General features: G+C 46.1%; 15 protein-coding genes. 12 read left to right on the forward strand and 3 right to left on the reverse strand.

What is annotated here, in order from left to right:
* Positions 1-337: transposase family protein (locus tag AAA939_RS12110; RefSeq protein ID WP_338230428.1), on the reverse strand; the 337-nt coding region annotated here is incomplete at its 3' end.
* Between the two features lie 275 nt (positions 338-612).
* Between AAA939_RS12110 and AAA939_RS12115 the strand changes: the two genes are divergently transcribed.
* The 5 genes from AAA939_RS12115 (at position 613) to AAA939_RS12135 (ending at position 5,864) form a co-directional block, all read left to right on the forward strand.
* Positions 613-1,899 carry a PTS sugar transporter subunit IIC gene (locus tag AAA939_RS12115; protein WP_338210893.1) on the forward strand — a complete coding sequence of 429 codons (1,287 nt, stop codon included), beginning with the start codon at positions 613-615 and terminating at the stop codon, positions 1,897-1,899.
* A gap of 216 nt (positions 1,900-2,115) precedes the next feature.
* Positions 2,116-2,964 carry a Cof-type HAD-IIB family hydrolase gene (locus tag AAA939_RS12120; protein ID WP_338230898.1) on the forward strand — a complete coding sequence of 283 codons (849 nt, stop codon included), beginning with the start codon at positions 2,116-2,118 and terminating at the stop codon, positions 2,962-2,964.
* 134 nt (positions 2,965-3,098) lie between these two features.
* Positions 3,099-3,884: a MurR/RpiR family transcriptional regulator gene (locus AAA939_RS12125; protein WP_338210889.1), complete on the forward strand. Its 786-nt coding sequence runs from the start codon at positions 3,099-3,101 to the stop codon at positions 3,882-3,884.
* A 678-nt stretch (positions 3,885-4,562) separates the two neighbouring features.
* Positions 4,563-5,042 carry a hypothetical protein gene (locus tag AAA939_RS12130; protein ID WP_338210887.1) on the forward strand — a complete coding sequence of 160 codons (480 nt, stop codon included), beginning with the start codon at positions 4,563-4,565 and terminating at the stop codon, positions 5,040-5,042.
* Between the two features lie 3 nt (positions 5,043-5,045).
* Positions 5,046-5,864 carry a DUF6681 family protein gene (locus AAA939_RS12135; RefSeq protein ID WP_338210885.1) on the forward strand — a complete coding sequence of 273 codons (819 nt, stop codon included), beginning with the start codon at positions 5,046-5,048 and terminating at the stop codon, positions 5,862-5,864.
* 192 nt (positions 5,865-6,056) lie between these two features.
* On the opposite strand, the gene AAA939_RS12140 is transcribed toward AAA939_RS12135, so the two are convergent.
* Positions 6,057-6,689: an HAD family hydrolase gene (locus tag AAA939_RS12140; protein WP_338210882.1), complete on the reverse strand. Its 633-nt coding sequence runs from the start codon at positions 6,687-6,689 to the stop codon at positions 6,057-6,059.
* 409 nt (positions 6,690-7,098) lie between these two features.
* On the opposite strand from AAA939_RS12140, the gene AAA939_RS12145 reads away from it, so the two are divergent.
* Entirely contained in the window at positions 7,099-8,292 is a 1,194-nt protein-coding gene (locus AAA939_RS12145) for an aminotransferase class I/II-fold pyridoxal phosphate-dependent enzyme (RefSeq protein ID WP_338210880.1), read from the forward strand.
* 2 nt (positions 8,293-8,294) lie between these two features.
* Complete coding sequence (locus AAA939_RS12150) at positions 8,295-9,287, forward strand: D-2-hydroxyacid dehydrogenase (RefSeq protein ID WP_338210878.1); 993 nt, start codon at positions 8,295-8,297, stop codon at positions 9,285-9,287.
* A 616-nt stretch (positions 9,288-9,903) separates the two neighbouring features.
* Here the strand turns inward: AAA939_RS12150 and AAA939_RS12155 are convergent.
* Positions 9,904-10,158 (reverse strand): hypothetical protein, encoded by a 255-nt coding sequence (locus AAA939_RS12155; protein ID WP_338210876.1) that lies wholly within the window; start codon positions 10,156-10,158, stop codon positions 9,904-9,906.
* Positions 10,159-10,368: 210 nt separating this feature from the next.
* Between AAA939_RS12155 and AAA939_RS12160 the strand changes: the two genes are divergently transcribed.
* The 5 genes from AAA939_RS12160 (at position 10,369) to AAA939_RS12180 (ending at position 13,797) form a co-directional block, all read left to right on the forward strand.
* A complete protein-coding gene (locus tag AAA939_RS12160) occupies positions 10,369-10,518 on the forward strand; it encodes a hypothetical protein (RefSeq protein WP_338210874.1) in 150 nt (49 codons plus the stop codon).
* 372 nt (positions 10,519-10,890) lie between these two features.
* Entirely contained in the window at positions 10,891-11,631 is a 741-nt protein-coding gene (locus AAA939_RS12165; protein WP_057706748.1) for an amino acid ABC transporter ATP-binding protein, read from the forward strand.
* 20 nt (positions 11,632-11,651) lie between these two features.
* A complete protein-coding gene (locus AAA939_RS12170) occupies positions 11,652-12,488 on the forward strand; it encodes a transporter substrate-binding domain-containing protein (RefSeq protein WP_338210872.1) in 837 nt (278 codons plus the stop codon).
* Entirely contained in the window at positions 12,488-13,129 is a 642-nt protein-coding gene (locus AAA939_RS12175) for an amino acid ABC transporter permease (protein ID WP_057706746.1), read from the forward strand. Before AAA939_RS12170 ends, AAA939_RS12175 begins: the two co-directional genes overlap by 1 nt.
* A gap of 14 nt (positions 13,130-13,143) precedes the next feature.
* A complete protein-coding gene (locus AAA939_RS12180) occupies positions 13,144-13,797 on the forward strand; it encodes an amino acid ABC transporter permease (protein WP_338210869.1) in 654 nt (217 codons plus the stop codon).
* The last annotated feature ends 41 nt before the right edge of the window (positions 13,798-13,838 follow it).

A 13,838-nucleotide genomic window follows, 5' to 3' on the forward strand; every position in this document is an offset into this window, starting at 1 on the left:
AGATAATCATTTGCTTCGTATCTTCTGATATCTGGCAATGCGGTTTAACTAATGATGTTTGTGCGCTAAAAGTATGCTTACAGGATTTACACCGATAACGTTGCTTACGCAATTTTAAAATAATTGGTCGTTCTTTGACTGGGGGCATTCTGACATTAATTAGATTAGTCCCAAAACGTACTACTTCGGGCTGGCCACAAAGTGGGCAGTTCTTTAAAGGATAGGTCAGTTTAGCGTGAATGACCTGTTTGCTTGGATTACTACTATCAATATCAGTACAAATAATATTTGGGTCTTTAATTTGAAGAGTATCTTCGATAAAATGATTTTGGGACATCTTTTCTCACTTGCCTTTACTTTTACTTTGGTCGGTACGGGTGGTGCATTGGGGGAAGTTGTCCTTTTATTTTACACAAAAACTGGGTGTTGATGGATTTCCATCAACACCCAATATTCTAGAGCCACTATTTCTGAGAGAGATTTTGTTTTTTAGTATCAAAATTTCCGGTTAACGACTGACACGGGAATGTGTCACAAGTATCGTTGAGAATGAAAACGCTAACATGGTATAAATACTGTGCAAGCGAGATTTAAGAAAAGGAGGTACAAAAAATGAAACACTTTATTGCTTTTATGGAGAAGTATTTTTTACCAGTTGCTAGTAAGATTGGTAACCAGCGCCATTTAGTGGCCGTGCGGGACGCCTTTGCGTACACCATGCCACTGATGATTCTGGGTGCCTTTGCCGTATTGATCAATAACTTACCAATTCCGGGCTTCCAAGACTTTATGAATGGCATCTTCAGTGAAAAGGTCGGCGGATCCTACGTCTGGACGCTACTTGGCGGTAACATTTGGAACGGAACGTTCGCCGTGTTATCCCTATTTATCGCGTTCTTAGTCGCCTACAATTTAGCCACTTCGTATAAGGTCGACGGAATTTCCGCGGGGATTATTTCCTTAGGAAGCTTCTTCGCCGTAGGGGGCGCCAAGGGCATGGACTCGGCTGGGTTATTCGTTGCCTTGATCGTTGGGCTCCTCTCAGCTGAAATCTTCCGGCGCTTATCCAACGTTGATAAGTTCGAGATAAAGATGCCAGACGGGGTGCCACCTGCCGTTGCGCGTTCATTTGCCGCGTTGTTACCAGCTATTCTTACCATTACAATTTTCGGTTTTGCGACAATGTTACTCAACGCAATGCACATTGAAAACGTGGTGACCGCCTTCTACAAAGCGGTTCAACAACCATTCATGGGGATGGCGAACACGTATCCAACCGCGCTGTTGTTAGCGTTTATTACACCATTCCTCTGGTTCTTTGGGCTTCACGGCGCCAACATGATCGAACCGTTCATGCAGACGATCAACGCGCCGGCCATTCAAGCCAACGCCGCGGCGTTGAAGGATGGTAAGCCAATTCCATACATCGTCAACAAACCCTTTATGGATTCGTTCGTTAACCTTGGTGGGACCGGGGTGACGATTGGGTTAATCATTGCGATTTTTATCATCGGTCGCCGCAACAAACCTTACATGTCGGTTGCTTCGCTTGCCGCGGCACCGGGAATCTTTAATATCAATGAACCCCTTGCCTTTGGATTACCGTTAGTCTTGAATCCAATGCTGTTCGTGCCGTACATCTTGTCGCCGATGGTCAGTGTAAGCATTGCTTACTTTGCGACGGTCAGTGGCTTCATGCCGGCGTGTTCCAATATGCCGCCTTGGGTCACACCGCCAATTATCGGCGCCGTGATTGCGACGGCTAGTTGGCAAGGTGGCGTGATTGCCGCCATTAACATTCTGGTTTCGATTCTGATTTATGCGCCGTTTGTTTATATGAGTACCGCAATGGAAATTCGGCGGACAAAGAAAAACACCGCTCAGGAAGCCGTTGTCTAAAACTTAGTTGCATCATTAAAAAGCCTGTGACCGTGGTCGCAGGTTTTTTTGCGGGTGTGATTAAAGCTAAAAAATTGAAGGAATTTTGTCGAATGGTACAAGATGTATCACAAATGATACTTGTTTCAAGTTAGCCGAATTGTGACGCGTTTGTTCTGTGTTCACGTCATTCGTGGTACCGTTTACACGAATATGGATAATCGGAGGAAGACAGTTGTGGACTTATTGGGGAAAAAGAAAGCATTGGCAGACTATTTGATCTGTCTGGATATCGATGGCACGCTGGTTGGCGCCGATTTAGTTGTCTCTTCACGGAATCGTCAGGCGTTAAAAATGGTACTCGACGCGGGTGCCCACGTGTATTTAGTTAGCGGTCGGATGTGGTACGCGGCAAACGTCATCGCGGAAGATATTGATCCGCGCATTGGGGTCGTGGCTTCAAACGGCGCGGTTATCGACACGGACGGGGACATTGAGATGCACGGGCTGAGCAATCAGGTCGTTTTTAAATTAGTCGAACTGAGTTACCGCTTGAATTTTTCACTCTTTTTATTCGGGCAACGGCAGGTCTATTACACGCTGACCAAGCCAGAATACTTGAGTGGGGATGGCTTTCAACGCGTGCACAGTCCCAACCTGGCTGACTACCACCAGTTAACGCCGCTGGACCATGCGTTGGACCGGCCAGTAGCGAACGGCATCGTCGTGGACACGCAGCACCCAGAGCGGTTGCCCATGTTGCGGCACCAACTTTACAATAATTTAGGCTCCATGTTAAAACTGTCGACTTCTAACGTCACTAACATCGAATTGATTCCTAATTGGGTCAGCAAGGGGGGGGCGATTGCGCAGCTTCAGGAACTAACGGGGGTTGATGCCCAGCACACGGTCGCAATTGGTGACGGTGAAAATGATTTAAGCATGTTTGCCGGCATTAAATACAGCGTTGCAATGGGCAATGCCGCTTATTGTGTGCAGCGGGCGGCTAATTATCAAACCTTAGATTATCGGCACGACGGCGTGGCCGCATTTTTAGAGCGCGAGCTTTTAACGATGAAAGTGTAAACCGGTTTCAATTATGACTTGCCACTGGGCCCATAAACCCGCTAAAATATGGTTAACGAGAACTGTTGGGAGCTGACACTTGGGGATGAAGGTGGTGTTCAGCTAGTTTGGTTGATCATAGTAGGGGGTAGCGTATGCTTTTCTTGGATCACACGCCGGATTTAACGGAAACCGATATGATTATTTACCGTGCCATTGTGAAGAATATGAACACGGTGATTTACATGCGAATCCGTGATTTAGCGGGAACGACGTATTGTAGTACGGCTAGTATTCAACGATTCTGTCAAAAGTTTGACTGTTCTGGTTGGGCGGAGTTCAAGACCCGGCTACGATTATATTTAGATAATCAGGCGGCCCGCAACGCTTATCCAACTGATTTGGATAGTGGGGAAATCGTGCGCTCAATTATGGAAACGGACGCGACCGATAACTTACGGAAAATTGACCAGGCTGCGGAGCTGCTGTTTAACCGAAAACAAGTGCTCTGGTTTGGATGCGGGACGTCCCGGCTCTTGGCGGAGTTTGGGGCGTTGACCTATTCTGGGTTAGTGAATATGGCGGTGGCCATCAACGACCCGCTGAATCAGCCCATTATTAATTTGAATCCTAGCGTTGCGCGGGAAATGTGTCTGGTCGTTTGCTCGGTATCCGGTGAGAATCGGCTGGTGATTCAGTACATGGCGGAATTTATTAAGCATGACGTTCCGGTAATTGCGATTACCAACAATGCTAATTCGACGGTGGCAAAAATGGCCCAGCATAATTTGACTTACTTTGCGACGGTCCAAAATGTGGCGGGCGCTAACGTGACGACGCAGACGCCGGCCCTATTTTTAATTGAGAAGTTAATTCGCAGGGTGTCGTCACTGAGCCACGTGACGGACCCCAATATTGATACCCAGGAAAATATGCGGTAATAAAAGTGACACGACGAATCCGATTTGGATAAGTGGTGTCATTTTTTTTGATAGGACGTAATATTAAGAATCAGAATTATAATATTAACATTTCAACTAATAAGAAGTTGTAACTTGGGATCTATTCCGGTTGGCACTGATGGTATGCGGTCGTGGGACCGGGGCTAGCCTGGGGAGCGGTCTAGCCTCTCGCCCGGAACGATTGCAAAAGGCGCAATTGTCCCGGACCGTCCATGGCCTAAGACCGGAAAAATCACCGGTCAAATGCCATCTTCACGACCGATGCCATCAGTGCCAACCTCAGATAATCCGACAGTAATAGCAATCGTAAAGCTGTTTTAGCGGAGTCGGGAAGCTTTGGTGTGCTGTGTCGGCAAGATTAGCGAGTGAATTTTACGCTAATCTTGTGGGGCGATTCAAAGACGTGGGTTATCGACTTTGAATCGAGGTTGCAGACCGTACTATGGCTGCGACCATCCCCCATAGCGCACCAAGGCTTCCAGACGGAGCGGCTAATTTAGAAATGAATTTTGACTAAAATATCGGTAATTAATAGCTAGAGGTGGATTATCGTAAAGAGTTTATTAATTTGTGGCGGAATGAGTGCATTCTTGGCCAGTCCATGGTTTAATTATTATTTGAGATAACAAACGGCATAATTAGAAAGGAATGACATTGATGGCATATCGAACACCTCCCTTTATTTCACCATTTGCAATCGTATCAATTGTATTAGCACTTGGTGCCACAAACGTGGTGGTCAATAAAACGACTCATACGGTGAACGGTGCGGCGGCAAGTACTACTAGTCGCGTTGTCACATCGTCTTCTGATAGTAGCGATAAAAATAAACCTGACGATAATAGTTCTAGCGATAAAAGCTCATCGGACAAATCTAGCAGTGATTCATCCAGCGATAATCAAAGTTCAAGCTCAAGTAGTGAATCGCAAAGTGATAGCAGTTCAACGACGGATGAAAGCAGTAGCTCGGCGGCTAGTTCCAGTCAAACAACGACCCATAGCAGCTCGTCCAAGGCACACAGTAGCTCAGCTAATAATGATGACGATAATTCATCAGAATCATCAAGTACGACGCAGTCTAGTTCTGCAACAACGACGGAATCTGCGGACGATACGACTAGCGACGGGGGCGAATAGTGAATGTTTAGTATTTTAGATATGATCAACCACGCGCTAGGTTACGTGAACGTTAACCTTAAAATCAAGAACCAGATTTACATTGCGATTGGGATTGCCGGGAACCTTTACTTGGGTTACGTGGCGATTCGTTTGATGCAAAACGGGGCTTGGTTACGTGGCCTGGTTTACATGCTGGTCTTTTTGGTGCTGATTTACTTCATCGTGTTAAACGTGCTCTATTACTTTACCAATAAGACGGCTAAGTACGATTTATCACCGAAAATTGAGAAGTTACTAGGTGGCAAACCTAAAGAGGCGCTGGCAGCGGAGAAAAACGGGCAACAAAATCAGCAACAACCGTATATTCCAGCCAACGGGATTTTTGATGGTCAAGAGTTGTTACCAGCAACCGTCAAAACGTCGCGCGCGGAACAGGATAACGTTCATCAAATCGTTGACCAGCTACAAGCAGCCAATATTGTCCGGTTGGATTACGGTGGTTTAAGCGATAAAGAAATCATGCAACAGGCACAGGCAACGGGTGACTCGGTCTACGCAATTGGACAAGGCATCCAGATTCCGTTTTCACAATTGAAATTGGAAAACCACCACTTAGTGATCTATGCGGGGATTAACCAGATGGATCAAAAGCCCGTTGGACACATTAAACGGGTTGGATTGACCGACGTCCACGATGCCCATGAAGATTACAAGTTGTACTTGGCGTCAACGGTAATTACCGGTGGGATGGAAAAAATTGCGGGGCGCAATTCGACCATCGAACAGGCGGGCGATTATCAAGTGACGGCCCAAGTGGCGTACGAGGATCGTGAAAGCTAAAATAGATGTTATTAAGCAAGAAAGCTGTGATACTAGTTGTCATGGCTTCTTTTTGTTTTACCGCGATTACATAAGATGCTAGATCACGCCGACATTTTATGGACCGCCTGGGATGGCCCTAAATTAGTTGGCGTAAAAAAATGCAGCGCAGAAATTTTGAAATTTCTGCGCTGCATTTTTTATCATCTGAATTTAATTTTTAAATAATCGACCGATATCGTCAGGATGGTCAAAGCGGTGGGCGACTTGTTGATGGTCGGCGTTGGGGTCCATCCCCCAAACGGCTAAGCCGAAGTCGACGTTGGCTGCCTTGGCCGTCTGTTCGTCACTAAGCGAATCCCCAATGAATAAAGCATTTTCGGGGGCGACGTGGACGCGTTCTAACGCGGTCAGTAGGGGTAGCGGGTCGGGTTTTCGTTTAGGTGTGTCATCGGCCCCAATCGTGACGGCCATCTTCGCCATCATCGCTTGGTGGGGTTGCATGCCAGCTTCCATTTCGTTGCGTCGTTGTGACGTCACAATTCCGAGTTTGACGGTTGCTGGTAACGTAGTAATCAGGCGTTCAATTCCAGGATAGAGTTGAATATCCTGAAAATGATCGGCCATAACGGCTTCGTAACGAGCTTGGAAATGGTCAAACTCGTCAGCGGCGACGCCGAGGTCTGCCATGGCTTGTTCAGCGGCCATGGGAAAGGTCCGCTGGGCTTGTTCTTCGTTGAAGCTAAGTCCGTATTCTTTCAAAACTTGGCGCATGACCCGCGTGTACGCTGGTAGACTGTTGGTCAAGGTGCCGTCAATATCAAACATCAGTGCTTGGTAAGTCAAAATGCATCATCCCTTCAAAGTCATCTGTCTCTAGTATAGCAAATTACCTGTTGACAGAGATTCTTTGAATGGTTATAGTTAGATTAACAATTGATGAGGAGCTAATGATATGTCATTACCGTTAAGTCACATAAAAAATTCAACTAGCTTTTACTTTTGGTATTTTCGCTAGTGTTTGTGCCCGCTGCTTAGGTGCAAACACGGACTCGATGTTTGCATCGATGCGGTTGCCAAAAGCTTTTTGTGATTAAACGGCGCCCATGGATGTTTGAAAATTCCAAGGGTGGCTAAATAAGTGTTTTTTGGTGGCGCACCCTTTGAATTTTCAAAGGGTGCGTCTTTTTTGACGTAACCGAATGCCACCCACGTGACGCTCGCACCAACTTTTAAATAAACGGGAGGAACCAATATGTCAATTAGTCCAGAAGCATTAGTTCAAAATATGAATCATGAAATCGCGGCCATCCAGCCATCCGATATTTTAGCTTTTAACGCGGAAATCGCCAATATTCCGGGAATTGTTCGGTTAACCCTTGGCGAACCTGACTTCAATACGCCAGAACACGTGAAGCAAGCGGCTATTAAGAGTATCGAAAACAACGAAAGCCACTACGCTCCATCAAACGGGACGCCGGCATTACGCGAAGCGGCGGCTAATTTCTTAGCTAAGAAGTACGATGTCCATTACGATCCAGCTAGTGAAGTCATTATTACCGCTGGTGCCACTGGTGGGATCTACACCGCACTGAGTTCGATTTTGAACCCCGGCGACGAAGTCTTGATTCCAACCCCAATTTTTCCACTCTACATTGCGATTGCGAAGTTAAACGGCGCAACGCCAGTCTTCATGGATACGTCCAAAAATGGGTTCGTGCTTTCACCAGAAATGTTGAAGGAAACGTTAGCGGCCCATCCTAAGACAAAGGCGGTTGTTTTGAACTTCCCATCCAATCCAACTGGGGTCACTTACCGTGAGGATGACTTAAAGGCGTTAGCCGCCGTGTTGGCAGACAAACCAATCTTCGTTTTATCTGACGAAATTTACAGTGAATTGACGTACGGTGCGACCCACGTATCGATTGCGCGCTACTTACCAGAACAAACCATTTTACTCAACGGGGTGTCGAAGTCCCATGCGATGACCGGCTGGCGTATCGGAATCATGTGCGCGCCAAAGGCCATTACGGCGCAACTCGGTAAAATCCATCAATTCACGGTTACGTCGACGACGACAAATGCGCAAGCCGCAGCCGCTGAAGCATTGAGCAACGGGATGGATGACGCACAAACAATGAAGAAGGAATACCAGGCACGGCGCGACTACTTATACGACGCGTTAAATAAGCTCGGGTTCGAATCCGCCAAACCAGAAGGGGCCTTCTACCTGTTCAGTAAAATCCCAGCGGGCTTGCCACAAGATAGTATGGCCTTCTGCCGTGAGTTAGCGCACGAAGCCCGGGTTGCCTTAATTCCAGGAAGCTCATTTGGTCCTGGCGGGGAAGGCTACGTGCGGATTAGCTACGCGGCTTCAATGGACAATTTGAAGACGGCGGTCGAACGCATTGGTGAATACGTCGGTAAGAAAGCAGCGGAGGAAAAATAAGTATGAAAATTTTAATGTTCAGTGTTCGTGACGATGAAGAAGCAGCGATTAAGGCGTGGGCTGAAAGTAACCACGTTCAAGTTGATACCAATGATTTAGAATTCCATCCCGATACGGCGGAACTCGTGAAGGGTTACGACGGGGTCGTTATTCAGCAACGGAGTGCGATTGGTGACGATCCTAGCGTTTACCAAAAGCTCGCCGATATGGGCCTCAAACAGCTGACGAGTCGGACGGCCGGGGTGGATACGATTGATATTCCCGCTGCTAAGAAGGCCGGCTTAACGGTAACGAACGTCCCAGCTTACTCACCAAACTCAGTCGCTGAAATGTCAGTGGCGCAAACGATGCGTTTGATTCGTAACTTGGAACTCTTTGACAGCCGTCTGGGCCAACAAAACTTCCAGTGGGCCGGCTTACAAGCCCGTGAAATTCGTTCCTTAACGGTCGGAATTATCGGTGCTGGCCGGATTGGTGGGACCGCGGCCCGGTTATTCCACGGGTTAGGCGCTAAAGTGATCGCCTACGACGTTGTGCGCCACCCAGAACTAGAAGATGTTTTGACTTACGTTGAGACGAAGGAAGACTTGTTGAAGCAAGCTGACGTGGTTGACTTACACGTGGACCTCAACGAAACGTCAAAAGGGTTGATCGATGCCGCAGCTTTAAAGTTGATGAAAAACGATGCTTTCATTATCAACGCGTCCCGTGGGCCCGTTATTGTAACGGGGGACTTAGTTGATGCTTTGAAGGCGGGAGAAATCGCCGGGGCGGCCTTGGATACCGTTGAAGGTGAAGCCGCGTTATTCAACCAGAACCACCAAGGTGAAGTACTACAAGACACTAATGTTGCACAACTCATGCAGATGCCAAACGTCATGATTACGCCACACGTTGGGTTTTACACGAACTTAGCCGTTAAGAACATGGTCGACATCAGCCTGAATGACGTTCTCGCCATTTTGAAGGGTCAACCAACCGATCACGCTTTTTAAGATTGAAAGCTAAAATTAGGGATTAATTACTGTTGTATCGGTATCTAGATCAATATAAACACTTATAAGCTAATCCGGTTGCCATTGATGACATGCGGTCGTGGGACCGGGTCAAGCCTGAGGAGCGGTCTTGCCCCTCGCTCGGAACAATTGCAAAAAATACAATTGTCCCGAATCGTCCGTGGTCTAAGGCCGGAAATTCACCGGTCAAAGACCACCTTCACGACCGATGCCATCAGTGGTAACCTCCGATCATCCGATAGTAATAACAATAGTAAGACTGTTTTGAGCGCAGTTGGGTAGCCTTGGTGTGCTGTGTCGGCAAGATTGGCGAGTGAATTTTGCGCCAATCTTGCGGGGCAATTCAAAGACGTGGGTTATCGGCTTGGAATTGAGGGAGCAGACCGTCCTTTGGCTGGGACCGTCCCCCATAGCACACTTAGGCTACCCAACGGAGCGGATAATTTAAGTATAGCTACCGCTACTGTTATGGTGTTAAATAGTAATTTTAGTTTTTTTAAACTTTAGTTAGTCATTAAATAATTTCGATTGTGGGCACAAAAAGCGCATTCCTAAAATTTAGGGATGCGCTTTTTAGTAATGTTTATAATCGAATTTATGAAATGGGGGTTGGGGCTAACCAGCCGTTGTCTAGCAACTGGTGGTAGTGCCGGCCGACGGGGACCCAGAACTTAGCTTGTAAAATACTGCGGAGTTCGTCCCAAAATAGGGGATCACACTGTTCACTAGCAGATAGTTTTAATTGAAGATAGGTCCCATTTTCAGTTCGTGCGATGACAAAGGGATAGAACACTTTAAAAATTTGAGCGGCAATTATGTTAGTCATCGTTGTTTTTTGATCGAGTAACATACGCGGACCTCCTAAAATATTTTTCTATTATTAGTCATGATCATTAACTGCAGTTTAACCATTAAAAGTAAAGAAACTGGGATTAAAGGGTTAATAATTAGTTAAATGACTAAAATGAGAATTTTTCAGAAAATGCTAAGTTAGCGGTGCTTTTAGGCGGCGTCACAAACGGTTAGACTAACGTTAAACATCAAGAAAGCAGGGATTAACATGTTACCAATTAAATTAGGGTTAGCCGTCGTGTGGTTTGCGCGCCCAGTCCTCGTGGATATGACCGCGTATGCATTGTGGGGCGTTTTAATGTTAATGCTGGTTGGCTATATTGGCGTTATCATTTATGAAAAATCAAAGCAGAAATAAAGCTGCATGATAATGGTGGGCGTTGTCATGATGGCGGAATCTTAAAATAAAATTTTTAGTAAGCGACTACAAAATTTAAAAATTTTGTAGTCGCTTTTTTGGCCTAAATTCCGAACAATCTACGTTGAAAAAGACCTGCTATTCAGAATAAAAACGAAAAATGAGTTATTTTAACTGAAATAGTTTGGAAACTATACCACTATTTTGGCTATAGCGAACAATAAAAGTATGCTTTTTGACAGATTTACTAATTATGTATTAAACTATTTAAATAGCATTAACGAAGGATAAGGTTTATTTAACTTTTGATATTAATGCGATTATTCTTGTCCGTCAGTCAAAAGACTGATAGAGAAAGCGAAGGTGACAACGATGTCAATGATCGAATTTCACAACGTGGAAAAGTATTACGGTGATTTTCACGCCCTTAAGAACATTAACTTAACAATCAACGAGGGTGAAAAAGTTGTTTTGATCGGCCCCTCTGGTTCTGGTAAGAGTACCTTGATTCGAACCGTTAACGGTTTGGAACGGGTTCAGTCCGGGCAGTTGTTAGTCAATGGATTTGACTTGGCGGACCGGAAGACCGATATGAACAAGATTCGGAAAAATGTCGGGATGGTTTTTCAACATTTTAATTTATACGCTAATAAAACGGTATTAGAAAATATTATGATTGCCCCCCGGTTGGTGTTAAAACGGCCGGAAGCTGAAAATAAAAAATTGGCGATGGCGCTATTAGACAGCGTCGGGTTGGCTGATAAAGCGAATAATTTACCGAGCCAACTTTCAGGTGGACAGTCACAACGGATCGCCATCGCGCGGTCACTTGCGATGAAGCCCAAGTGTCTGTTATTCGACGAACCAACGTCGGCGCTTGATCCTGAAATGATTGACGACGTGTTAAACGTGATGAAGTCAGTCGCCGAAGATTCCAGTATGACCATGCTTGTCGTGACCCACGAAATGGGCTTTGCCCGCGAAGTGGCTGACCGCGTGATCTTCATGGCAGATGGCGAAATCTTGGAAGATGATGCCAAGGAAACCTTCTTCGATGGGCAACCGGCTAATGAACGGGCCCGCCAATTCTTGAGCAAAATCATCGCACACTAAGTAAGCGGGGAGGCATATGAATGAAAAAGTTGAAACGAATAACGAGTGCGCTCGGGATACTTAGCTTGTTGGTGATTGTACTGACGGCGTGCGGTTCCCGTAAGTCGTTATCCCAACAAGACGTTTTACAAAACGACCGGACGAGCAATACGATTACTTGGGGCGTCAAAGCCGATACTAAACTGTTTGGCTTGATGGACGTGAAGGATAACCAAGTTAAGGGATTTGACGTGGACATTGCTAAGGCGGTGACTAAACGCGTTTTAGGGAAGAACGGGCACGCTAAGTTTGTCCAAGTAACTAGTCAAACCCGAATTCCGTTGTTGAAAAATGGGAACATCGACGCGATCATTGCGACGATGACGATCACCCCCGAACGTGAAAAGCAGGTTGATTTCTCGCAATCGTACTTTGACGCGGGCCAGTCCTTACTGGTTAAGGAAGGGAGCAATATCAAATCTGTGAAAGATCTGAACAAACCTGGCACTAAAGTTCTCGGGGTGACCGGGGCCAACTCGGTGGCTAACATTAAGAAGTTTGCACCTAAAGCCCGGGTGTTGGAACTATCCGACTATGCGCAGGCCATGACGGCGTTGAAATCCGGTCAAGGCGCTGCGTTGACGACGGATAACGGGATCCTTTACGGGATGGCGACGCAAAACCCCGGGTACCAAGTTGTCGGGGGTGCCTTTACGAAGGAACCTTACGGAATTGCAATCAATAAAGGACAAGGGGACTTTAAAGCGGAAGTGAATAAGGCCCTAAAAGAAATTGAAGCGGACGGCACTTATAACCGCATCTTAAATAAGTGGTTTGGCAACGTGCCCGGCTTTGATTATAAGGAGGCGGCGCGCTAATGATCTATATCGTAACGCATTACTGGTCTGAGCTGGTTCAAGGAATCGGCTATACGTTGTTGTCCAGTGTCATTGCACTGGTCTTTAGTACCATCATCGGAACGATGTTTGCCATTTTTGAAGTGTTGCCGAATAAGGCGATGCGCGTCATCGGCCGGGTTTACATTGAAATATTCCGGAACATTCCGTTGTTAGTGATTGCGATGTTTTTTTACGTGATTATTCCACTGTACGTCGCTAAGATCGACGGCTTTACGGCCGGGACGATTGGGTTAACTATCTACACGTCATCGTTTATCGCTGAAACGGTCCGTGCGGGGATTCAGTCGGTTGATCCGGGACAGATGGAAGGTGCCCGGGCGAACGGGATGACGTACTGGCAAGCCATGAGTAAAATCGTGTTGCCACAAGCTTTCAAAATTATCATTCCGCCGCTAGGAAATCAGTTCATTAATTTGGTTAAGAACTCGTCGGTGCTCGCGTTCGTTGCTGGCTTTGATCTGATGTATCAAGCCAACTCGATTGCGTCACTGTCACTTGATACGATCAACAGTTACATGGTCGTTGGGGTCTTTTACCTCGTTATTACGCTGCCGCTGAGCTATTACATGCGGCACCTTGAAAAACGGCTGGCAAATTAAAGGGGGCATTCAGTATGCAAAATTTTATCCAAGCCTATTCGTGGGTTAACATCCGTTTTTTGCTCGAAGGCCTCTGGGTGACCGTGGAAGTTTCCGTGGTCTCCATCATTGCTAGCTTTATTATCGGGTCAATTCTCGGCGTGTTACGCTACGTTAAAATTAAGTATTTATCCGCGGTCGTCGGTTTTGTTGTCGACATGGTCCGCAACTTACCGTTGATTTTGATCATCTTCTTTACGTACTTTGGATTACCGCACTTGGGCTTTAAACCGGGAATCTTGTTCGCAACAATCCTCGCCATGACGATTTTTGAATCGGCCATGCTTGCAGAAATCGTTCGTTCCGGGATCTTGGCCGTTGATTACGGTCAGATGGAAGGGGCGCGTGCCAACGGGATGACTTACGTTCAAGCGTTGTGGCACATCATTTTCCCCCAAGCCATCAAGAAGACGATTCCAACGATTGTGAGTCAATTTATCTCATTAATTAAAGATACATCGCTGGCAACCATCATTGTTTTGCCGGAATTGTTAAATCATGCGCAAATTATTTACGGGCAAAATACGGCCTACATCATCCCAATGTTTATTATGATTGCGTTGATGTACTTCGCCATTTGTTACGCGTTATCCGTGTTATCACGAATCTTAGACAAAAAATTAGCGTAAGAATAAGGGTCTGACAGAAAATGTCAGATCCTTTTTTTACG

It is taken from the genome of Lactiplantibacillus paraxiangfangensis (assembly GCF_036246185.1).
Lineage (GTDB): Bacteria > Bacillota > Bacilli > Lactobacillales > Lactobacillaceae > Lactiplantibacillus > Lactiplantibacillus paraxiangfangensis.

What these genes read in the sequence shown, in the direction of transcription:
- AAA939_RS12135 (WP_338210885.1), top strand. Translation starts at nt 5,046, where the DNA reads ATGTTTAGTATTTTAGATATGATCAACCACGCGCTAGGTTACGTGAAC.
- AAA939_RS12150 (WP_338210878.1), top strand. Translation starts at nt 8,295, where the DNA reads ATGAAAATTTTAATGTTCAGTGTTCGTGACGATGAAGAAGCAGCGATT.
- AAA939_RS12155 (WP_338210876.1), bottom strand. Translation starts at nt 10,158, where the DNA reads ATGTTACTCGATCAAAAAACAACGATGACTAACATAATTGCCGCTCAA.
- AAA939_RS12145 (WP_338210880.1), top strand. Translation starts at nt 7,099, where the DNA reads ATGTCAATTAGTCCAGAAGCATTAGTTCAAAATATGAATCATGAAATC.
- AAA939_RS12165 (WP_057706748.1), top strand. Translation starts at nt 10,891, where the DNA reads ATGTCAATGATCGAATTTCACAACGTGGAAAAGTATTACGGTGATTTT.
- AAA939_RS12180 (WP_338210869.1), top strand. Translation starts at nt 13,144, where the DNA reads ATGCAAAATTTTATCCAAGCCTATTCGTGGGTTAACATCCGTTTTTTG.
- AAA939_RS12115 (WP_338210893.1), top strand. Translation starts at nt 613, where the DNA reads ATGAAACACTTTATTGCTTTTATGGAGAAGTATTTTTTACCAGTTGCT.
- AAA939_RS12170 (WP_338210872.1), top strand. Translation starts at nt 11,652, where the DNA reads ATGAAAAAGTTGAAACGAATAACGAGTGCGCTCGGGATACTTAGCTTG.
- AAA939_RS12175 (WP_057706746.1), top strand. Translation starts at nt 12,488, where the DNA reads ATGATCTATATCGTAACGCATTACTGGTCTGAGCTGGTTCAAGGAATC.
- AAA939_RS12125 (WP_338210889.1), top strand. Translation starts at nt 3,099, where the DNA reads ATGCTTTTCTTGGATCACACGCCGGATTTAACGGAAACCGATATGATT.
- AAA939_RS12130 (WP_338210887.1), top strand. Translation starts at nt 4,563, where the DNA reads ATGGCATATCGAACACCTCCCTTTATTTCACCATTTGCAATCGTATCA.
- AAA939_RS12160 (WP_338210874.1), top strand. Translation starts at nt 10,369, where the DNA reads ATGTTACCAATTAAATTAGGGTTAGCCGTCGTGTGGTTTGCGCGCCCA.